This is a genomic window from Pristimantibacillus sp. PTI5 (genome assembly GCF_048572955.1).
GTDB lineage: Bacteria > Bacillota > Bacilli > Paenibacillales > Paenibacillaceae > Pristimantibacillus.
The window spans coordinates 5,856,787-5,878,393 of the sequence record NZ_CP183886.1 but is presented as its reverse complement, the minus strand read 5'-3'; the positions used below and the strand labels follow the sequence as shown (position 1 = coordinate 5,878,393).

The following is a 21,607-nucleotide window of genomic DNA, read 5'->3' as shown; positions in this document are numbered from 1 at the left end:
AGAACCCCCGCGTTATGCGGGGGTTCCTCTGTTATGGCTATAGGTGCTTCGCCATGGAATGAAGCTTAGGATTTATTAAAAGTTGAATACGAAATCATCATCATTCAACGGCTCAACGTGAATCGTACGGACATAACCGTTTCCTTTTTTTGAGAAGAAGTCATGCTGCTTCGTATGTGTGCTTATGCCGTTAAACACGATCGGATTTACCTGCTCCTCAGGGAAATGCGGCTCCATGCCAAGGTTCATAAGCGCTTTATTCGCATTGTAACGCACATAAACGTTAACCTCCTCAGCTAGGCCGAGGGGAGCATACAAATGCTCGGTGTAGATAATCTCGTTCTCGTAGAGCTCATTTAACAGCGCATAAATCTCGATTTGAAGAGCTGCTTGCTCCTCGGCACTAAAGGTTTGGAATAGCTCTTGCGCAAGAACGCCCACATACAGGCCGTGAATACTCTCATCACGCAAAATCAAATCGATAATTTCGCCGCTGCTCGTCATTTTGCCTTGACCAGCCAGGTAAAGCGGGTAGAAGAAGCCGCTGTAGAACAGGTAGCTTTCCAAGAATACGGACGCAGCCATCGCTTTGTAAAGCTCTCTCGGGCCCGTAATGTTCGAATACCAGGAAGAAATCAAATTCGCTTTCTTCTGCAGCTGTTCGTTTTTCTCCACCCACACGAAGATCTCATCGATCTCTTCGCCGGATGCTAGCGTCGTGAAAATACTGCTGTACGATTTGGCATGGATTTGCTCCATCATCGACATAAAGGACAACACAGCTTTACGCTGCAAGCCATCTACATGCTCCAAAATTTTCGGCATGCCGATACCGCCTTGAATCGTATCAAGCAGCGTAAGACCGCCGAGCACGTTTTTGTAAAGCGTGCGCTCAGCGTCTGTCATTTCCATCCAATCCATCTTATCGTCCGACAACGGAATCTCTTCATCCGTCCAAAATTGCATTACATTTTGCTGCCAGAATGTTAATGTGAAATCGTCATCCGGGCGGTTCCAGTTTACTGCTTTCATTTGATGAGCTCCTTCTTTGCTACGTAAGCATCAATTAAAATAAAACTTAAACGGCACAGCTCGTGCATTCCTCAACGGAAAGCCGCTTCGTTCTTGTGTAATAGAGCGATTTGAGCCCTTTTTGTGCAGCGTAAACATAGAAGCGCGCCAGCTCGCGAGTCGTCACATTACTATTTACATGCAGCACCGATGAAATACCTTGGTCTACGTGCTGCCCAATTTCAGCAATGAGATCAATCAGCTTGAATTGATCGATATTGTAAGCTGATTTGTAGTAGAAATAGTTTTCCTGTGCCAAATACGGCATCGGATAATAGGTTGTTGAGTTCGCATACGTGCGTGTCTCGATGTGCTCGACAATCGGCATAACGCTCGATGTTGCGTTTTGGATATACGAAATACTTTGTGTCGGCGCAATAGCAAGGCGGTACGCATGGTATAAACCGTGCTCTTGTACTTTTGCTTTTAGAGCTGCCCAATCCTCAGGTGAAGGGATTTCCATACCCTCGAACAATTCCTTGACTCGATCCGTTTTTGGACGGTAATCGGTTTCTACATAACGAGTGAAATAGGTTCCCTTCGCATACTCGGAACGTTCGAAATCCTTGAAGGTAATGCCGCGTTCTTTGGCGATTTCCATACTTTGCTCAAGGGAGTAGTAGTTCATCATCATAAAGAAAACGCCGGCAAAATCCTTTGCTTCTTCGCTTTCGTATGCGATTTTGTTTTTCGCCAGGTAGCCGTTTAGGTTCATCGCGCCAAGTCCTACGGAATGAAGCTCCTCGTTTGCTTTGCGAACGCCTGGGGCATTATCGATATTAGATAAATCGCTGACTGTCGTCAATGCTTCGATGCCCACATGTACGGACTCTTTTATCTTCTTATGCTCCATAACATTAACAATGTTAAGTGAAGCAAGGTTACAGCTGATATCGCGTTGAATAACATCATCAAAGCCATAATCTTTTATTTCTGAAGTCTCCTGCAACTGGAAAATTTCCGTGCAAAGGTTGGACATTTTGATCGATCCGATATCTTTAAGCGCGTGAACGCTGTTAGCATTTGATTTGTTCATGATGTATGGGTAGCCTGATTCAAGCTGAATCGAAGCGATTTTTGTCAACATGTCGCGTGCGTTCATTACTTTTTTCTTTGTTACCAGTTCATTAGCGAGCAATTCTTCGTACATCTCGTCCATATCCATGTCATCGAGATGCTTATTGTATGCTTTCTGAACGGAATGCGGACCAAATACGAATAGCGGTTTGTTTTGAGCTGCGAGCTCATAAAATTTATTCGGAATAATTAGTCCGATAGACAACGTTTTGATACGCGCCTTCTCATCGGCGTTAATTTTTTTGCAATCTAGGAACTCGATGATATCCCAGCCGAAGATGTTGTAATAACCAGCTCCTGAGCCTTTGCGCTGACCCATTTGGTCTGCGTAAGAGAATGCATCCTCCATTAGCTTAAGTACCGGCATGATGCCTTTTGCAGCGCCTTCTACGCCTTTGATCGGCTCGCCGCGTCCGCGAAGCTTCGAGAGGTTGACGGCAACGCCGCCGCCGATTTTGGATAGCTGCATGCATGTTCCTAAAACGTAGTTGATGGAATTAAGCGAGTCGTCCATTTCAAGCAGGAAGCAGGAAACCATCTCACCGCGACGGCTCTTGCCCGCATTCAGGAAGGTGGGAGTAGCTGGCTGCAAGCGTTGATCGATCATCGCTTCAGCGATGCGGAGTGCTCTTGCTGCGTCGCCTTCGCCTAGGTGCAAAGCAACGATCGCTACACGGTCGGAGTATTGCTCTAAGTATTGCGCTTTGTTGTTGGTCTTCATCGCATAGTCTTTATAGAACTTCGATGCTGCCATGTAGGACTGAAATTCAAAGCCGCTGTTCGCTGTTAACGTAAATACAGCCTCAACCTGCTCATGTGTATATTTTTCATATACATTATCGTAATAATCGTTCTCGATTAAGTAATCTAGCTTGTGTTTGAGGGAATCGAACTTCACGCTCTTCTCTTCCACTTCTTCCATAAATGCAGCAACAGCCTCTTTATCTTTTTCCAGCTGGTAAAATCCGTCTGCACCGCGCTGCATCAATTCGTTATTCAGTTCAATATGCTTCAATGGTTCGCACCCTTTCGACAAAATGTTGCGTATCTTGATTCGTGCCTGACAATTCAAACTTCAAAATCACGGGGACATCATACTTTTGGGAGATCGTATCCGCGCTTTTCGCGAAGCCGGTTCCCCAGTTTCGGTTGCCGCTGGCAGAAACGCCGCGAAGCATGTCCGCATTGTTCTCCAGAAAAGAAGTGACCTTCTCTGGTACTTGGCCGAACCCTGTTGTATACGTGACCAGCACGAACGGCTCGTCCACTGCTGCCTTCTCATCGATTGGCACTGCCCGCATATTCAATTTTTTAATGAAACGCTTGACATTACCTGTTTTGGAATCATAGACAACTAGCATAGCACGTTCGCTCCCCTACTGAAATCAAGCAATCAAAAAGCGCTTCTGACTAGCAAATCCGTCAGCTGCGCCGGTTCAAGGTTTACCGATGGTAATCATTGAAAGCACCAATCCACATCAATATGTAGTTGATGTTTTTGATTCTACATCAATATATAGGAGTAGTCAATGAAAATTATGGAGAAAATATTAATCTGTTTTTTTGGCGCACTCGACTATTTTAACAGATGCGGATATGATGTGATAGTGACATTTTATTGCTATTACGGAGGGACCCATGAACATAAAATCAACGGCAGGTCAAATGCGTGAAACCGTAGAGAAACTGTTCAAAGACGCCGGATATACGGTGCCTGAGCTGCTTTCTTATATCGAAAAGCTCGAAAATGACCATGCTCAAATGGCCGGTCAATTGAAGAAAATGAAGCTGGATTCCGTGCGAAAAGCATCGGCTGCGGCCGGAATGAACAGCCGTTTGAAAGATGCGCTTCGCGAGTAAACGGGTTAAGAGACACAATATCTAGCATTATACAAGCATGCGATTCGAAGATTCTGATAGCACTTCTCGTTCACCGAGACTCTCCTGATAAAATATTACAATCAGCTGCAGAAAACGACATTTTTTGCGAAATACTAGATATGGTTGCTTTCGAGGTTTCTTTTATCGTCAACCCTATACTCCCCATCCGACTGGAAGATGGTCATCCATACCTCATCCTATCCCTTTAAGTTCCGCTAAGCATTTGAACCGGACACGCAGGAGCATTCCAATGCATTTACGAAGCTCTACAGCCCTTATGCGGCCCCGAAGCCGGCTCTCTCCTATTGGACTATGAGATTGCTTCCGAGCCCGCAGGCAGGGAATAAAAGATTCTGAGCACGGATTCGGGAGGGAACAATACGCTGAGGAAAAGCAAATGTTCGGTATCCCCCGAAAATCATTTAAGCAGCCGATAAATAAGGGCGATCCTATAAGGTAAGATTACCTTTTAGGATCGCCCTTTTTGTTTATGTTTAGCATAAGTCATTATTTGATAGCAGCAAAGAATAAACGCTCTGAATCGCCGTTCGCCGGCCGCAGCTCAAAATCCGCATACCGGTCTACCGTTTGGAAGCCGGCACGCCGCAAGGCAGACTCGATCCAATCGGGATCATAGGCACGCTGCACATGCGATTCCTCGAACCTATGAAATTTCGAATCCGGGTCCCGCGAGAAAATCGTTAAGTGATGCTCAATCTCACAGCGTTCCTCATCGAAATCACAGGTCCATATGTACGCGACATCCCGCTCATCCAGCACAAAGGGCTGCTCCTCCGCATAACGGATAAGCTGTTTTTGAGGGTGCATGTCAAACAGGAAGGAACCGCCGCTGCGCAAGCCCTCGTAAGTTGCACGGAAAGCTGCTTCAATATCGTCTTCCTCGGTTAAGTAATTTAGACAATCGCAAAACGAAATCACCGCGTCAACAGGCTCCTGAAGCTCCCATTCGCGCATATCCTGCTGCAGCCACCGAAGGGAGCCTGCCCGCGGCCTTGCCACTAACTGGGGCGTCTCGTCCCACTTACTGCGGGCAACGGAAAGCATATCAGAGGAGAGGTCAATGCCATAGACATGGAAGCCCGAGCGGGCCAGCGGAATAGAGAGACTCCCTGTGCCGCAGCCAAGGTCAACAACGGTCGCCGGCATCCCGTAACGCGACCAGCTTGCCCTTGCAAAGCCCAGCCAATCCGCGTAAGGCATGTCCTCCATCAGCTGATCATATACCGTTGCAAACTGTCCGTATGAGCGTGTCATTGCCCATCAGTCCCTTCACCTTCGGTTCCTGAAGCGCTCGCTTGCTCCGTCGCTTCAGCTTGCGGATTTTCCGCCAGATATGTCCAACTGCCTTTCTGCGTTACGAGTCTTTCACGCATCAGCTTGCCTATCGCGCGTTTAAATGCGCCTTTGCTGATTCCGAATTTTTGTTTAATAATGTCGGCATCCGTTTCGTCGGAGTATGGCATGCCGCCTCCTGGTCTTTCTTTCAAGAAAGCGAGGATCCGATCGGCATCCTCAATCCGTCCTACTTCCTTACGCTGCGCCATCGACAGGTTTGCTCTGCCGTCCTCGCGAATAAAGGTGACCCGGGCGCTCACGCGTTCGCCGAGCCGAAGCGGACGAATACGTTCAGCGCTTGGAATCAGACCGTAGACGCCAAAGCCTACAACGCCTCCGTCGATCATAACAAACGAACCGAGCTGAAGTGTTTTGGTTACCCAGCCCTCAACCCATTGGTTATTCCAGCTCTCGGGCGCAGGAAATACGAGCTCCGATAGTTCTTCCTCGAATGCGATCTTGGCAACGAGCCTTCCGATTTTGTCATGCTTCATGACAACGAAAACTTCGTCGCCAGGCAGAGGCCTATAGTCGATGCTCTCCGGCAGTTCCGAGAGAGGAAGCAGCAATTGCCTGCCAAGTCCCATTTCTAGAAAGCAGCCAAGTCTTGGATGAACGTCCGCGACACGCAGTCTAGCAAGCTCGCCAAGCTGCAGCAATGGCTTCTTCATGGTGGCGGCCAAACGATCCTCCGAGTCATAAAACAGGAAAGCTTCTACATCATCGCCGATTTTAGGCTTAGAGCCCACGAGCTCGGTATAATGCATAAGCACATCCGACTCCCCGTCGCTCAAAAAATACCCGTAGGGCGACACCTCGCGTGCCACCCTTAACGTTTGAGTCGTACCGGCTACGAAACTCATGCGAACTCCACAACCTTCGCGTCGGACCAAAGCCGCTCGATGTTGTAATATTCACGCTCGTCGCGGTGGAATACGTGAACAATCACGTCGCCGAGATCGATCAGTACCCATCTAGCCGAATCCATGCCTTCGATTCCCCGAACCCGGGTTCCGCTTTTTTCGGCTTGCTTGCGAATTTCGGTTGCGATTGCTTGTACCTGCGTATCCGAATTCCCGCTGCAAACAACGAAATAATCCGAAACCAATGATATTTCTTTTAGATTCAAAGCCACTACCCGCACTGCTTTTTTGTCTTCTGCCGCTGCAACCGTAATTTGAAGCAATTCATCTGAATGTACCGCCATAGCTCAGCCTCCTGTTAAATATAATTATTCCAATAAACCGTTTCTCGCTTCTACCGTTAGCGGAAATATTCGTTTCCCTTTTTCTAACAAGAAGAAAATCGTAGAATTAAACCCTGCCAGCAGCGCCTTATCCAAAAACTGCCCGCTAAGATCGCGTATCGTATCCACGCCCGGAAAGTCGCGCCCTGGTTCCATATAATCCGCCAGACACACAATCTTCTCAAGCTTCGACATTCCCCTGCGTCCAGAAGTATGATAACGGATGGCATCGAGCACTTCGGCATCCGTTACGCCGTATTCATGCTCAGCCACCCAGGCTCCAACCGGCGCATGCCACAGCTCTTTATCATAAAACAGCAGCTCGGCGGGCAAGGATTGCTCGCGTATGACTTGCTGCATGCGCTCTGTCGGCCAGTATTTGGCTACGTCATGCAAAATGGCAGCAAGCTCCGCTCGCACGGGGTCCTCGCCGAATCGCTCTGCCAGCAGGACAGCCGTTTCCATGACGCCCTGCGTATGAAGCCATCTACGCTCCGGCATTTCTGCTTTTACCTTTTCGATCATTTGCTCACGATTCATACAGTTTGTACCTCCTCATGTAGCTGTTCACCGAATCCGGCACTAAATATTGAACCGTTTGCCCGGCATTTCTACGGCTTCGTATCGCCGTAGAAGAAATGTCGATTGCCGGCATATGAATAAGCTTAACCCGCTCCTGCAAGTAACGCGGCAGCGCGGCCAGATTAATCGGATCCCCGGGACGCTCCAAACCAATAAATGAAATACGGGAAGCAAGCTGTTCGATTTCATACCATTGCGGCAGGTCATTAATCCGATCCGATCCGATAATATACGAAAAAGAATCGTTCGGATTTCTTTTCTGCAGCTCCTTAACCGTATCGTAGGAGTAGCTGACACCGCCGCGAAGCAATTCGATATCTAGTGCGCGGAAAGCCGAGTTGCTGCTGATGGCTTCGCAAACCATCTCGTAGCGACGCTCTCCGCTAACACCCGGCTCGTTAGCCTTAAGCGGAGGACCGTAAGACGGAATGAACCATACCTCGTGCAGGTCACACTGTTCGCGCGCTGTTTCCGCCGCAATCAGGTGGCCGATATGGATGGGATCGAAGGTGCCGCCCATTATGCCTATCTTGCTCACTCGTTGAACGCCTCCATTCGTCAAGCCGGATCAGAGCTCACAAACCGCTGCGGTATTTTAGTATGCCCTTTATGGTAAAAACCACATCCGGCATTAGCTCCGATCCATCCTCAGGCTTTACTTGCGAGCAGCGCTTGGAAGCTCTATTTGTTTGTAATCTTTTGATTCCTTATAGAGGACGATCGTTTTCCCAATGACCTGTACAAGTTCAGCTCCTGCTCCCGCGGCAACCTCCGCGCCGATTTCCTTAGGATCGTCCAGGCAGTTGTTAAGCACGGAAACCTTAATGAGCTCGCGTGTTTCGATAGCCTCTTCGATATGGCGAACGAGGTGGTCGTTTGTGCCACCTTTACCCACTTGGAAAATAGGGGTCAAATGATGGGCAAGCGATCTTAAATAACGTTTTTGTTTACCTGTAAGCATGATAATGGTTCCTTCTTTCATCTCGATGTTTCGTCTGTTTATTATTGAATAAGAGTTAAAAAATATCGGTCAGCCTTGCAAAGAAGCTAAGACCGTCTCACGCATCGCCGCTGCCGGGGCAGGCTGTCCTGTCCAATATTCGAAGGCATACGCGCCTTGATAAATGAACATGCCAAGACCGCCATGGATACGGCAGCCGCGCTGCTCGGCCTCGTGAAGAAATCGCGTCTTTAAGGGATTGTATATTAAGTCGCTTGCTACCGCACCCGGCCTAAGCCAGCTTGCATCAATCGGTGTCTCATCCGTATTCGGGAACATACCGACGGAAGTCGTATTGATCACGATGTCCGCTTCCGTGCAGGCGCTTTGCAGCCCCTCCATTGAAATTGCTCTGATCTCGACTTTTCCGTGCAAGGAATCCGCAAGCGCCTTGGCGCGTTCAACGGAACGATTTGCTATCGTAATGCGGTCTGGCATCTCATTGGCGAGGGCAAAAATAATTCCACGGGCAGCGCCGCCTGCGCCGATCACGACGATTCGTTTGCCCGCAAGCTCGCGTTCCGCCTCTTCTTTTAGAGAACGAACGTAACCTATTCCGTCCGTGTTGTAGCCGATGAGCCGTCCGTCGTCATTGACGATCGTGTTTACCGCGCCGATTGCCTGTGCGCTCGGGTCGATCTCATCAAGCGCCGACATGATATCGAGCTTATGCGGTATCGTGACGTTAACGCCGCGAATCCCCATTGCCCGTACGCCTGCCGCGAAATCCCCGACGCGGTCTGAGGTTACGTGAAATGCCGCGTATACGCCGTTGATTCCCGTCTCCCGGAAGGCGCGGTTCATCATGATCGGTGATTTCGAATGTCTAATCGGATTGCCGATTACACCGAATAATAAAGTATTGCTGTCGATCCGGTTTCCTGCGCCCGCGTTCGTCACAGAGAATTCCCCTTCCGAGTCCCATGTCGTTAAATCATTGAGTCGCGAAGCATGACCTTTACGCCTTTTGGCGCGTAGATATCAATGACGGCTCCGCCTGTGCCATTCACCTGAATCCAGCCAAGACCGGAGATGAACACATCCTTGTTTAAGCCGCGTTTAACGCGCAGTGAATGTCTTGTCCAAGCCGGAATGGTCTCCAGCTCTTCGAGCGATGGCCCGCCGAGCAATTGCCCGCGGTGATCGGCATATAGCTCATCCGCACGCTCCAGCTTCGTCCGGTGCATATTGAGCGCATTGGACACATAGAACGTAAAGGATTGACGATCGCCCTCAACGAAATCAAACCGTACCAAGCTGCCGATAAACAGGGATTGGCCTGAATTCAATTGATAAACAAGCGGCTTGATCGGCTTGTCCGGCAGTAAAGAGCCGAGGAAGCTGCGCGGTACGACCTCCGTCATCCGCGAGGTATATACGATACCCGGCGTATCAATAATCGCTTTTCCGTCCTCAAGTGGAATATGAACGGCATCAAGCGTAGTTCCCGGGTACCGGGATGTTGTCAATTCGCGTTCCATATCGCTGTAATCGCGGATAAGCCGGTTAATTAAGGTAGACTTGCCGACATTCGTTGCGCCGACCACGTAAACGTCGCGGCCGTTGCGGTATTGCTCAAGCGCTTCAATGACACGCTCGAAGCCCATGTTGCGCTTCGCGCTGCACAGAACGACATCCACCGTGCGCAAGCCCTCTTCCTTCGCCTGCTTCTGTACCCAGTTTCTCAGACGATTGACGTTCATCGCTTTCGGCAGCAGATCGATCTTGTTGACGACCAGCAGCACCGGGTTATTCCCGACAAACCGCTGCAAGCCTGAGATCAAACTTCCCTCGAAATCGTACAAATCGACAATATGCACGACTAAGCTGTCCGTGTTCCCAATGCTGCCAAGCAGCTTTAAGAAGTCATCCTGGTCGACCGCAACGGATGAAGCTTCATTATAATTGCGAATCCGAAAGCATCTTTGGCAAATCACCGGTTCGCGCCCAATAGCCGCTTCCGGCAAATATCCCGGCAAATCGGAGCTTTTTGTCTGAAGCGCCACCCCGCAGCCCGCGCATGAACCAGATGCCTGACTAAGCTGTTGTTCCATCACTTTGTTTCCCCCTCATACCATAACCCTTTTTTCCTCAAGCGCACTAATGCAAAACGTTCGATCCGGCGGTTCACTCGCGTCATGATACCTTCATCTAACGGAGCGATCGGCGTAACCAAAATCGTGTAAAGCCCCATTCGATTGCCGCCAAGCACATCGGTAAGCATTTGATCGCCGATAACGACTGTATGATCTGCTTCCAGGCCTAGTACCCCGAGCGCCTTCCTGAACGCTTTTCCAGCAGGCTTGCGAGCAGCGTGAATATATGGAATATTCAGCGGTGCCGCGAACTTCCCGACACGGGTTTCGTTGTTGTTCGACACGATCACAACCTGAAACCCGCGTGAGCGCACGTAATCAAGCCACTGCACAAGCTCAGGCGTAGCTAACGCCACCTTGGCACCGACGAGCGTATTATCCAAATCCGTAATGATGCCGCGAACGCCTCTCGCATGCAGCTCATCTAAATTAATCTCATAAACTGTATTAACGCGCATATGCGGCAACAGCCGTTCAAACATAATGGATATCCCTCTGCTTTCTGCCTGCTATCTTACGAAACTATACCATACAAACCAAATTAGTTGCAAAAAATACCGCTGCCAATTTCACAGGCAAGCGGTATTTTTTCATGCCAAACGACAAAATCCGATAATCAACTTAATTGATCGATTAACGATCTTACTTTAACAACAAATCGATCCGCTTCTTCCGATGAAGCCATGGACGGGCTGTATTTTGCCTGCTCAAACCGGTCTAGAACCGCTCTAAAATCATCTCGCAGGCGCTTCTGGCTCTGAGACCAGCGCATTACCGCTTCCCGCAGCGTCTCATGTTCCTCGCGCTCCAGCCCTCGCTTCTTGCATACACGGAGCAGTTTTTGCGTCTCGATTACGATGCGGTCATTTGAAGTATACGAGCCGTGCCGCAGCTTGCGCCAAGCAAAAACAAGTTTGTCGCGCCGAATGAATAGCCAAGCGGCCGCAGCAATGAACAAGATTACAGCAGAGCTCCAAACCCACAGCTTCGAGTTCGATGAGCTTTCGGTGCTGCTTACTGCAGCAACATCGCTTTCTTCTGTATCGACATCCGGCAAAGCTTCAGCCTGATCTTCCGCTAACGTATAAGGGAAAGTAAAACCGGCCGTTGCCTCGAACGGAATCCAACCAAATCCGTCAAAATAAATCTCAACCCAGGAATGGGCATCTGAATTCCGTACCGTATAAGTACCGGAGCCGCTCGGATTAATATTCTCATCCGTAAATCCGCCCGGTGGTCCGTAATCGCTAATCGGCAGGACCCCTGGAGCGAAGCCTTTAACCCATCTGGCTGGGAGTCCCAAGCTTCTTGCCATGACCGCCATAGAAGTAGAGAAATAATCGCAATAGCCCTCTTTGAGCTCAAAAAGAAACTGGTCCACGAAATCTTGCGACGATCCGGTAAGCTTGGTTTCATCAGGCAGGTTATTGTAAGTAAAATTGAGCCTCAAATAAGCTTCCAGCAATTTGGCCTTGTCATAATCGTTCGTGGCCTCTGCAGTAACTTCCTCTGCCAATTGCTTGACGCGATCCGGCAAAGTTTCCGGAAGCTCCAAATAATAAGCATTTCTCGACGCGGCTTCCTGATCGGGCCAGCCCGCCGTTGTCTCCCGCAGCAGTGCCTCATCAATGACAGGCACCGAAGAGGTGACGGAATAGGTCTGCGGATATTTGCGGTTTTTCATGGACCAATTCAATAAACGCAGCTCGCCGGAGGAGGCTTCCCATCTTAAGCCAGAAGGAAGGGATGCGGTATCCTCATCCATCCAGTTTACGCTCGTCAGCGGAGCAGCCGCGAACAAGACCGGATAAACATCCTTTCGAATCATCGTAACGATTTGATCGATCTTGGTTGTTCCAGCTGCAGGAGGAGGATCGAGTGAAGTGAGCGCCTCGCCCTTAGGGACGGTAACAAGTACCTCACCTCCTGTTGCCGAATCAACATCCATCCAGCCGACACCCGTATAGACGGCTTTCGATTCTCCGCGCCAATAACTGCGATGCGAGGTCGTGACGGTCATCATCGGCGAATAATCGAATTCAAACCCGCCGCCAAGCTGATCATCGTTGCGGCTGTAACCAGAGCTCGCATTTCCGGTTTTGTTCGGCGTTATCGTATCCGTTCCTTTATCGCCAAGAAATACTTGCACTTGCTCCCCTTTTGCTTCCTTCCAGATCGTATAGGGATCCTGCAGAAGCGGCGACATGGAAGGCATGTTTAGGCCGACGGTCATCAATACGGTAAGCACGAGCGCGATCGGCAAAATTAATTGCAGCGGATATTCGGCCAGTTCTCTCCAACTGCTAGGATGCTCACGCTGCAGCCTCGCCAAATGGCTGGCTACAAGCCAGAGCAAACCTAAGAACACAACCATCCCTACTTCATCCCACAGCCAGATTGGCGTAAAGGAATCCGCAATGGTCAAGACAAGGATACTTACGCCGACGAAGCCGAACATCCGGATCCGCGTGGCCGTCCATATGCCAAACAGAATATATAATAGAAGCAAAGCCAAGCTGATCCAAATGAATGGATTTAGCTGCGCCGCATGGACTTGGAGCCACCAAATCCATTCCTCCCAGCGCTTCGGAGCAGCGATAAGCCAATCCATTTGCGCCAGCCGGGACGTAATCACGATCGAAGCTGCCGCTTGAAGCAGCAGCTTCAGGAGCTTCATCCGAACCGGCAGCAGAACATCGATTGCCACTGCGGCAAACAGCGTATAATAAGCAATGGAGAAGGTTTCCTCCCACCAAAAGTCTTCAAAAATCGTAATCGTATTGGATAGAATGATGGCAATAAAAATAAATCTAAGCTTATCAAACCAATTCTTAGCAAAATAGAGGCCTATTGATTTCATGCTGCGCTTCATGCAGTACCGCTCCCTTCTAAGACAGCTGGGAGCTCTTGTAGCTGCCGAATTTCGAATACTGGCCAGCCTCGCTCGCGCATCACATGCTTCCATGACGTATTATGGCTTTTTGCGTCAACAGAGGATGAGATATGGAGCAAACATGGCGTAATTCCTTTTCGGGTCAGCCACTCCATGCTCTTAATCACGTCAGCACCGGTCTCTGGGGAAATCACGACCGCAAAGCTGCCTGGCTCTAAAATCGTATCCGCCTGCTTAAGAGAGGAATACATGGGCCGTGGCGCATCCGCATTGACAAAAGTAAGATGTCTCATCATCACATTACGTTGATCCACGCCTGACTTAGGAGGAATCATGGTCAACGATTCGCCAACGGAAAGCAAGCCCATTGCCGTGTCGTCTTTTAAACCATTCTCCAGCAATGAAGCAGCCGCGGATACGGCTAATTCAAAGCGGGTTGTCAATTCCCCGCTATAGCCGCCCGCATGCCGGTCAAGAATGACGACCGTACGCGGTAATGACTCACGCTCGAAAGCCTTCGACTTCCATTGTCCCGTCTTCGCCGTCGCATTCCAATGCACGCGCGATAAACGGTCGCCGTACAAATATTCCCGAACGCCGTTGATTTGGGTCGTCTCCTTCGCGGAACGGGAAGCAATGGCATGAGAGTACGGACCCCGAATCCCGCGTTGGATCCCATTCCATTGCCTAAGCGGAACCGTTTGGGGAAGCACGTTGAACACCGTTTCCGTGCCAAACTGACCCGAATGTTCGAATAAACCGAATACATCGTAAGACAAGCACTGCGTGTGCGTAAATCGGTATTCTCCGCGCAGCAGCGGAGGGGTCTGGTACGCCACCTGTCCCGATCGTTTCCAATTCGGCACGAAGGAGGTCTCGAAAGCCAGTTTTTGTCCGTTATGACGCTGGAGCTGATCTCTTACAATGACATAAGGGAGCGGATAATAGCCTGGTATTTTCATGGTAAGATTCACTTCAAGCGAGCTTCCGGCCGATAAGGACTGCTCAAGCGCATTCGAACTCGGTACCGAATAGCTCCTGCTTCCCGTCACCCTGTTTATGCCGCTCCAGCGCCCAAGCACTAAATAAATGAGCAATAGATTTAAAATCATGAAAAGCATCATAGCGGTTTTCCCGCCTTGGAACAAAAAATAAAAAAGACTGGTCAAATAAATAACGGCGACAAGCTGCCAGCGCAGCTTCGAAGATTTAGCCGCTGCCATCGATTATCGCTCTAGCCGAACCGGCACTTTCGTGGACTGGATCACCTGTTCGATGATGTCCTCCGCTTTAAGCCCGTTCATTCTAGCCTCCGTGCGAAGCAGCAGCCTATGGGAAAGAACATGGGGCGCCAGCTCCTTTACGTCGTCTGGCGTTACGAATGTACGCTGCTGGATATACGCACTCGCTTTAGCCGCTCTTGCGAGAGCCAGCGCCGCGCGAGGGCTTGCGCCAAGCATGACATTCGCGTGCTCCCTGGTTCCTCTAATTAAGCTTACCAAATATTTTCCTAACGCTTCATCGATATGCACCTGCAGCACCTGATCCTGAATATGAATCATATCTGATATATTGATCATCGGTTCAATTCGGTCGGATGGATGTATTCCTTCATTAGATAGCACCATTCGCTGCTCATCGGATTCGCTCGGATAACCAAGCGAGAGCTTCATCATAAAGCGGTCAAGCTGCGCCTCGGGAAGCGTGTAGGTGCCTTCAAACTCGATAGGATTTTGAGTGGCAAGCAGAACGAATGGCCGGGGAAGCTCGTATGTATCTCCATCCACCGTTACATGCCCCTCTTCCATCGCTTCAAGCAGCGCTGATTGGGTCTTGGTTGTCGCTCGGTTTATTTCATCGGCTAGCAATATATTAGACATGACCGGACCCGGCCGAAATATAAAGGTTTCCTGCTTTGGATGATAAATGGAAACGCCTGTGATGTCAGTCGGAAGCAAATCAGGATTGCATTGAATACGGCGGAATTGACCTCCGATTGATTTGGCCAACGCTTTAACGAGCTGCGTTTTGCCTGTGCCGGGCACATCTTCCAGCAAAACATGTCCACCTGCAATAACGGCGATGAGCAATCTCTGGATTTCTTCCTGTTTGCCAAGGATACAAGTTTCTAAGTTTCGTAGAATCGTAGCACATAATTGCATGTCTGCAGGACGAATATCCATTTCATTACCTCCCGAAATAACGCTAAAGTACCTACTCAATACTACTATTTTACAGTACTTCCTTTCCCATGCACAAACTTTTTCGCTACAAAAAAAATTGGAAGATCCCACAGGATCCTCCAACTTATGTCCTATATTTATTATCCTTTTGGTCTGACCACAAGCGCTGCCAGAAAGGAGAAAATTATAGCTGCAGAGATGCCGGCGCTGGTAACTTTAAAAATACCGGAAATGACGCCAATCCACCCCTGGCTATGCAGCTCGGTCAATGCCCCGTGGACGAGCGCATTGCCGAAGCTTGTGATCGGAACGGTGGCTCCCGCTCCTGCGAACTTGACCAATGGCTCATATAAATCAAAGCCGTCAACAATGGCCCCGATAACCACAAGCGTCGCCATCGTATGCGCCGGCGTCAGCTTCAGCACATCAAACATGAGCTGACCGATCACGCAAATAGCCCCGCCGACTAGAAAGGCCCATAAAAAAATCATACTGATTTACCCTCCTTTTGCGCTAATGGCGACAGCATGCGCGATACAAGGGATACTCTCCCCTTGCTGGAACGAGAGCGGTGACAGCAAGGCGCCAGTAGCAACAACTAAAATTCGCTTTAATTCACCCTTTTTGATTCGTTTAAGCAAATGCCCATAGGTCACTACAGCAGAACAGCCGCAGCCGCTTCCCCCAGCCTGCACCTTTTGCTTCTGCACGTCATATACCATCAGGCCGCAATCGCTGAAGACCGTATCATTCATGGGCACTCCGTTTTTCAAGAGCAGTTCCTTCGCAATCGGATGACCTACTCCAGCCAAATCTCCCGTTACAATTAAGTCATAATCGCTGGGCGTACGGCCGGTATCATTAAAATGAGCTTGTATCGTATCGACAGCGGCCGGCGCCATCGCTGCTCCCATATTAAATGGATCCGTAATTCCTAAATCGATGACTTTGCCGATTGTTGCACATTCAACGACTGGGCCGTTTCCTTCAGCAGCGACGATAGCAGCGCCTGACCCCGTTACGGTGAACTGTGCCGTGGGCGGCTTCTGAGAGCCGTATTCGGTTGGATAACGAAATTGCTTCTCCGCCGTACAATTGTGGCTGCATGTTCCGGCAAGCACATGCGTACCTGCTCCGGAATTCACGAGTAATGAAGCGAGCGCAAGAGTTTCCATCGATGTTGAACAGGCGCCAAAAACGCCGATGTAGGGTACACCAAGCGAGCGAGCCGCGAAGCTGTTGCTTATGATTTGGTTCATCAAATCTCCGCCAATAAAAAATTGAAGCTGATCACGCTGTATGCCTGCATTTTGTATGGCAAATTCGGATGCTTGCTCAAGCAGGAGCCTCTCCGCCTTTTCCCAGCTTTTCTGCTGCATATCAAGTTCGGGATGAACAAGATCAAAATCAGCCGCAAGCGGCCCCTCTCCCTCGTCAGGGCCGACCACAGTTGCTTCGCCAATAATAACCGGGCGCTTCTCAAACCACCACGTTTGCTTCCCACGCAGCATATTACTGACCCCCAGTACCTAGTATGAGATGGGCAATTCCGACGAAAAAAGCAGCTACTGTACCAAATACGATGACGGATCCCGCCAGCTTAAACATATTTCCGCCGACGCCGAGCACAAGGCCCTCGCTTCGATGCTCCAATGCAGCCGAACACATCGAGTTCGCAAAACCTGTAACGGGAACAGCGGAACCGGCACCGGCCCATTGCGCGATTTTGTCATACACGCCGAGACTCGTCAGTATAACGGATATTAAAATAAGCGTCGCCACCGTCGGGTTGCTTGCTGCTTCCTGACTCATTCCCATCAAATGAACGTAAAGCTCTTGAATGGCTTGTCCAAGCACGCATACTGCTCCGCCAAAAACAAATGCCTTCAAACAATTTCCCAAAATAGATCTTGGCGGCTCCATGGATTTCGCGAAAGACTGATATTCCTTCGGCGACATCGCCATTTTTTTGTAGTTATTTCGGCTTTTGCTTTTTGCAGCCACTGCGCCATCCTCCTTTTCCGGCACGGTATCTCGTTAGGCATAAGCTCGAGGTTCCGTATCCGCATTACTTTCTTCTCGTTCATTATTTGTAATAGCAGGAAGCAATATTCCAGCAAAAAAAGGATTGTCTCAGACGAACATTCGTCTAGGACAATCCTTTTCTCAAATTAAAATCGCTAGCAATAAAAGAACGAGCAATACATACAATACGAGCACAAGTATACTCAATAAATAACGCTGCCGTTTTTTCGACACAAGCGCTGCTCCCCTCACATCGGGCTTATAACTACAGCATATGCCAAATACCCAGCAGGAGAGCTTGTTTCGATCGAATTTTCTAGGCAAAACCTAATCTTCAATGATCATAACGCCTTTCGCAGCAAGGTTGTGCTTGCCGTTAACAGGCTCGCCCGTCAACAATTCGGGACGCGGCTGAGCGCCCAGCTCGATCTCTGCGGCCTCTGCGTTATGGTTCAAAATAAAGGTATACGATTTGCCGTCCTTGCTTCTGCGCGTAACTTCCACGCCGGAAGGCGCTGCCAGTAACGGTTCAATGCCTTTATCTTTGCAAAGATTGCCAAGCAGCGCTTGAAGGAAATGCTGGTCAGGGCTGGAAGCGATATACCAAGCTTCCCCTTTGCCAAATTTATTGACGGTAACTGCCGGCATGCCTTTGTAAAAATCAGAGCCGTACTCCGCAACAACCTCCGCGCCTTCGGAATGAATCAAATCGCATAACAAGCTGCATGTATAAGTGCCGCTTAGAGCGCCGTCTACCTTCTTCATAACCATTTGATTTTGTTGGCCCGGGAGTAGCGCGTCGATTTCTTCCGCCCAAATGCCAAGGACTTTGCGAAGCTTGCCCGGGTAGCCGCCCGTCGTTACCAGATCATTTTCATTGACGATGCCGCTGAAGAAAGTGGTAATAAACGTACCACCCCGCTCAACGAATGCTTCAACCTTCTCGGCAAAGCCAGGCTTAACCATATACATAACCGGAGCGATCACCAAGTCATATTGGTCGAGCTGTTCTTCGACGCTGATCATATCGGTTTGAATATTTAGCTCAAACAGCGCGTCGTAATATTTATGGACTTCATCTACGTATTTAAGCGCTATGCTAGGTCCGCTCGAAAGCTCGACGGCCCAGCGGTTTTCCCAGTCAAAAACGATCGCAGCCTTCGCATCGATCCGTGAATCGAGAAGCTTGTCTGAAAGCTTGGTAAGCTCATGCCCTAGCTCTGCGCATTCGCGGAAAACACGCGTGTGCTCATGCCCGACATGCTCAATGACTGCGCCATGGTATTTCTCGCAGGCGCCGATGGAACGGCGAAGCTGGAAGAACATGACCGTATCCGCTCCATGAGCGACCGCTTGATAGCTCCAAAGTCGCATTACGCCGGGACGCTTCAAGGCATTGTAGGCCTGCCAGTTCTGTTGGCTTGGCGTTTGCTCCATCAGCATAAACGGCTGGCCGCTCTTAAGGCCGCGCATTAGCGCATGCGTCATAGCCGTAAAACTAACAGGAGTGTCTATGGAAGGATAGTTATCCCAAGAAACTACATCCAAATGCTTTGCCCATTTAAAATAATCCAGCTCCGGATAAGTACCCATTAAGTTGGTCGTAATTTGAATATTAGCCGAATGCTTGCGAATTTCATCGTATTCGATTAAATAACAGTCAAGCAAAGCATCCGATTGGAATCTGCGGTAGTCAAGCGAAATGCTTTGGAAGTTGGTGCGGTTGCCTCCCCACTCCTCGCTTAGCGCATTAGGAGGTACAATCTCATCCCAATCATAGAACGTATGTCCCCAAAAACTCGTATACCATGCTTTATTCAATTGTTCAATCGTGTTATAGCGCTTTTGAAGCCATATGCGGAAAGCGTCGGCGCAATTGTCGCAGTAGCAATAACCGCCGTATTCATTCGAAATATGCCATGCAACAAGCGATGGGTGGTCTTTGTACCGCTCAGCTAATTTACCGGCGATCAGCTTCGTGTATTTTCGGTATGTAGGGCTGCTAGGACATGAATTGTGGCGCCCGCCGAATTTACGCTTGCGGCCGTCATAGTCAACGCGGGTAACATCAGGGTAACGCTTAGCCATCCAGGCAGGATGGGCCCCCGTGCTCGTAGCAAGGCAGACCGAAATATTGTCCTCATGCAGCCGGTCAATTATTTTATCCAGCTCCGTAAAATCATAAGATTCTTCGCTCGGCTGAATCCGGGCCCATGAGAATACGTTAACAGTCGCAACATCAATGTCCGCAAGCTTAAACATGCGAAGATCCTCCGACATCGTTTCATCGTCCCATTGTTCCGGATTATAATCGCCGCCATACCAAATTTTCGGAAGTTTATTATTTATCATGTTATTGTATTTCTCCTTTCAATCTACGCATATTGAGAACGAGTGAAGAGAGCTCATCAAATGAGCTCTCTCCTTTCTCGCCTATTTTAAACCTATTTGGACCAAAGCGCTACGCGGTCTTTCACCATTTTTGTAAACTCGGCATTCAATTTTTCTACGCCTGCATCTTCAAGATCTTTCAGGAAGGCATCGTAAATTTTGTCGAAGTCCGCTGGTTTAGCAAGAATAGCTTCTGGAATGCGTTTTTTCATAATATCTTGCGTTTTTTGGAAAATAACGTTTGCTTGGGAGCCTGTTTCGAAAGGAAGCGTCCAAGCTGCGCCGTATTTACGCTCTGGGAATGCGTCATCAGCAGGCCACAGATCTTTGTACGTCGTCGCATTGTATTTCGCAAGCGTCTTCTTGTCTTCTTCGGAGTAAGCCGTTTGGATTTGCTCAGGGAATGTCGTTGTATAGTAGTTACCGGATGGATCCTTCACGCCGTCACCGTAACGGGCGGATAGCAAATAGTTGCCGATACCCGTAGTTTTCTTGAATGTGTTATTGTCATTAGACTTTTGAGCTTGAACTTCCGCAGGAATGACACGTTTGCCGTCTTCTACGTTATAATGTTTGCCTTCGATACCCCAGTTAACGAGTACCTGACCTTCATCGGAAGCAAGGTAATCAAGGAATTTGATCAAACGTACAGGATCTTTCGCGTTCTTCGTAATACCGATTCCGTAGCCGGAGAGGTAGCCCGTGCCTTGGAACGAGTGATCTTGGAACGTTTCATTCAACGTTACAGGGAAACGGGCATAAGTCGCTTTGAAGTTGCCTGCTGCTTTCAGAGCGTTTTCTGCATCGCCGTAGTCCCAGTTCTGATCGATTAGACCAAGAACGCGGCCCGAAGCGACTTTCGCTTTGTATTGATCGTATTTTTGAACGAAGCTTTCTTTGTCAAGAAGGCCGATATCGTTCATGTGGTTCAGCCAACGGAAATATTCTCTTTCCTCTGGACGTTGGTAGTGCATGATCGCTTCATGCGTTTCTTGGTCAACGTAGAATTCACCGTCATCAGGAGCGCCTGTAGCATAGAATGCAGGGTTTGTTACGGAAATCAGAATTTGCCACTCGCCGCCGTTAAGCGACATACCGATTGTCGGTTGGCCGTCTGCCGTTTTTGGGTTTTTCTCAATGTAAGCTTTGATTGCTGCTTCATAATCTTGAACGGTTTTGATTTCAGGGTAACCTGCTGCTTCAAGCACTTGGTGCTGCAATTGGAAGCCGCCGCCTGCCTCAAAATACGTTTGTCCCACACCGTCTTGCGGAAGCATGTAAATCGCATCGTCATCCTCGCTCCAGCGAAGGCGGTTGAAGTATTCGCCGTAAACCTTTTTCAGGTTTGGCGCGTGCTCCTCGATCAATGGACGAAGGTCAATCATTGCGCCGGCATCAACCAATTTGCCTGCGCTGCCTTTTGGCATAACAAGGTCCGGATAATCGTCGCTTGCCACCATAAGTGCGAACATATCGGAATCGGTACCGCCAACAGGAAATTCCTGTTTAATCGTGATACCTGTTTTTTCTTGAATAAATTTACCAACATCGGATTGCATGTCATCCCAGTTCGCGTTGTTGTCTCCTGATGCTACACGAATGGTAATCGGTTCAGCCGCTGCGCCTTCGTTTGCCGAATTGGTCGCTTCATTCGTCGTACCGTTGTTCGTGCCGCCTTCGTTATTCGAGTTACCACATGCGGTGACGAATACGAATACAAGTGCCAACATTAAGCTTAGTGCCATCTGCATCTTTCTTTTCATTGCTGGAAAGCCTCCCTTTTTTCTTGTACGTACGTGATAAACA

General features: G+C 49.2%; 21 protein-coding genes. 1 reads left to right on the top strand and 20 read right to left on the bottom strand.

The annotated features are described in order from the left end of the window. Nucleotides 1-75: 75 nt before the first annotated feature. Genes nrdF through nrdI form a run of 3 tightly spaced genes read right to left on the bottom strand, consistent with a single transcriptional unit; the run spans nt 76 to nt 3,509 of the window. Nucleotides 76-1,032, bottom strand: coding sequence for a class 1b ribonucleoside-diphosphate reductase subunit beta (gene nrdF, locus ACN6MW_RS25925; RefSeq protein WP_419872727.1), 957 nt, complete (start codon nt 1,030-1,032; stop codon nt 76-78). A 46-nt stretch (nt 1,033-1,078) separates the two neighbouring features. Next, a complete protein-coding gene (nrdE, locus tag ACN6MW_RS25920) occupies nt 1,079-3,163 on the bottom strand; it encodes a class 1b ribonucleoside-diphosphate reductase subunit alpha (RefSeq protein WP_419872726.1) in 2,085 nt (694 codons plus the stop codon). Then, a complete protein-coding gene (nrdI, locus tag ACN6MW_RS25915) occupies nt 3,150-3,509 on the bottom strand; it encodes a class Ib ribonucleoside-diphosphate reductase assembly flavoprotein NrdI (protein ID WP_308998475.1) in 360 nt (119 codons plus the stop codon). Before nrdI ends, nrdE begins: the two co-directional genes overlap by 14 nt. Nucleotides 3,510-3,786: 277 nt before the next feature. Here nrdI and ACN6MW_RS25910 point away from each other — a divergent pair, with 277 nt between their 5' ends. Beyond that, nucleotides 3,787-4,008, top strand: coding sequence for a hypothetical protein (locus ACN6MW_RS25910; protein ID WP_419872725.1), 222 nt, complete (start codon nt 3,787-3,789; stop codon nt 4,006-4,008). Nucleotides 4,009-4,536: 528 nt separating this feature from the next. Here the strand turns inward: ACN6MW_RS25910 and ACN6MW_RS25905 are convergent. The 17 genes from ACN6MW_RS25905 to ACN6MW_RS25825 form a co-directional block, all read right to left on the bottom strand. Next, entirely contained in the window at nt 4,537-5,304 is a 768-nt protein-coding gene (locus tag ACN6MW_RS25905) for a class I SAM-dependent DNA methyltransferase (protein ID WP_419872724.1), read from the bottom strand. After that, a complete protein-coding gene (locus ACN6MW_RS25900; protein ID WP_364141469.1) occupies nt 5,301-6,248 on the bottom strand; it encodes a S1 RNA-binding domain-containing protein in 948 nt (315 codons plus the stop codon). Before ACN6MW_RS25900 ends, ACN6MW_RS25905 begins: the two co-directional genes overlap by 4 nt. After that, a complete protein-coding gene (gene rsfS, locus ACN6MW_RS25895; RefSeq protein WP_419872723.1) occupies nt 6,245-6,592 on the bottom strand; it encodes a ribosome silencing factor in 348 nt (115 codons plus the stop codon). The genes ACN6MW_RS25900 and rsfS overlap by 4 nt, the downstream gene beginning before the upstream one ends. 24 nt (nt 6,593-6,616) lie before the next feature. Further along, on the bottom strand, nt 6,617-7,171 hold the full coding sequence (gene yqeK / locus ACN6MW_RS25890) for a bis(5'-nucleosyl)-tetraphosphatase (symmetrical) YqeK (RefSeq protein ID WP_419872722.1): 555 nt from the start codon (nt 7,169-7,171) through the stop codon (nt 6,617-6,619). Continuing rightward, the gene (gene nadD, locus ACN6MW_RS25885) at nt 7,161-7,733 is read right to left on the bottom strand and encodes a nicotinate-nucleotide adenylyltransferase (RefSeq protein WP_419876452.1); all 573 of its coding nucleotides are present in this window, start codon (nt 7,731-7,733) and stop codon (nt 7,161-7,163) included. Before nadD ends, yqeK begins: the two co-directional genes overlap by 11 nt. 135 nt (nt 7,734-7,868) lie before the next feature. After that, entirely contained in the window at nt 7,869-8,174 is a 306-nt protein-coding gene (yhbY, locus tag ACN6MW_RS25880; protein WP_419872721.1) for a ribosome assembly RNA-binding protein YhbY, read from the bottom strand. Nucleotides 8,175-8,243: 69 nt separating this feature from the next. Further along, the gene (gene aroE, locus ACN6MW_RS25875; protein WP_419872720.1) at nt 8,244-9,113 is read right to left on the bottom strand and encodes a shikimate dehydrogenase; all 870 of its coding nucleotides are present in this window, start codon (nt 9,111-9,113) and stop codon (nt 8,244-8,246) included. A 29-nt stretch (nt 9,114-9,142) separates the two neighbouring features. Further along, complete coding sequence (yqeH, locus tag ACN6MW_RS25870; RefSeq protein ID WP_419872719.1) at nt 9,143-10,267, bottom strand: ribosome biogenesis GTPase YqeH; 1,125 nt, start codon at nt 10,265-10,267, stop codon at nt 9,143-9,145. Next, nucleotides 10,267-10,791, bottom strand: coding sequence for a YqeG family HAD IIIA-type phosphatase (locus ACN6MW_RS25865; protein ID WP_364141480.1), 525 nt, complete (start codon nt 10,789-10,791; stop codon nt 10,267-10,269). The genes yqeH and ACN6MW_RS25865 overlap by 1 nt, the downstream gene beginning before the upstream one ends. 134 nt (nt 10,792-10,925) lie before the next feature. After that, a complete protein-coding gene (locus ACN6MW_RS25860; protein WP_419872718.1) occupies nt 10,926-13,181 on the bottom strand; it encodes a DUF4129 domain-containing transglutaminase family protein in 2,256 nt (751 codons plus the stop codon). Then, nucleotides 13,178-14,425 carry a DUF58 domain-containing protein gene (locus tag ACN6MW_RS25855; protein WP_419872717.1) on the bottom strand — a complete coding sequence of 416 codons (1,248 nt, stop codon included), beginning with the start codon at nt 14,423-14,425 and terminating at the stop codon, nt 13,178-13,180. The genes ACN6MW_RS25860 and ACN6MW_RS25855 overlap by 4 nt, the downstream gene beginning before the upstream one ends. 3 nt (nt 14,426-14,428) lie before the next feature. Next, a complete protein-coding gene (locus ACN6MW_RS25850; protein WP_419872716.1) occupies nt 14,429-15,385 on the bottom strand; it encodes an AAA family ATPase in 957 nt (318 codons plus the stop codon). 140 nt (nt 15,386-15,525) lie between these two features. Then, nucleotides 15,526-15,876, bottom strand: a complete 351-nt coding sequence (gene spoVAE, locus ACN6MW_RS25845; RefSeq protein ID WP_419872715.1) for a stage V sporulation protein AE — start codon at nt 15,874-15,876, stop codon at nt 15,526-15,528. 6 nt (nt 15,877-15,882) lie between these two features. Beyond that, nucleotides 15,883-16,896 carry a stage V sporulation protein AD gene (gene spoVAD, locus ACN6MW_RS25840; RefSeq protein WP_419872714.1) on the bottom strand — a complete coding sequence of 338 codons (1,014 nt, stop codon included), beginning with the start codon at nt 16,894-16,896 and terminating at the stop codon, nt 15,883-15,885. Between the two features lies 1 nt (nt 16,897). Next, nucleotides 16,898-17,350 carry a stage V sporulation protein AC gene (gene spoVAC, locus ACN6MW_RS25835; RefSeq protein WP_364144464.1) on the bottom strand — a complete coding sequence of 151 codons (453 nt, stop codon included), beginning with the start codon at nt 17,348-17,350 and terminating at the stop codon, nt 16,898-16,900. A gap of 387 nt (nt 17,351-17,737) precedes the next feature. Continuing rightward, on the bottom strand, nt 17,738-19,762 hold the full coding sequence (locus ACN6MW_RS25830; protein ID WP_419872713.1) for a beta-galactosidase: 2,025 nt from the start codon (nt 19,760-19,762) through the stop codon (nt 17,738-17,740). A gap of 92 nt (nt 19,763-19,854) precedes the next feature. Next, nucleotides 19,855-21,564 carry an ABC transporter substrate-binding protein gene (locus ACN6MW_RS25825; RefSeq protein ID WP_419872712.1) on the bottom strand — a complete coding sequence of 570 codons (1,710 nt, stop codon included), beginning with the start codon at nt 21,562-21,564 and terminating at the stop codon, nt 19,855-19,857. Between the last annotated feature and the right edge of the window lie 43 nt (nt 21,565-21,607).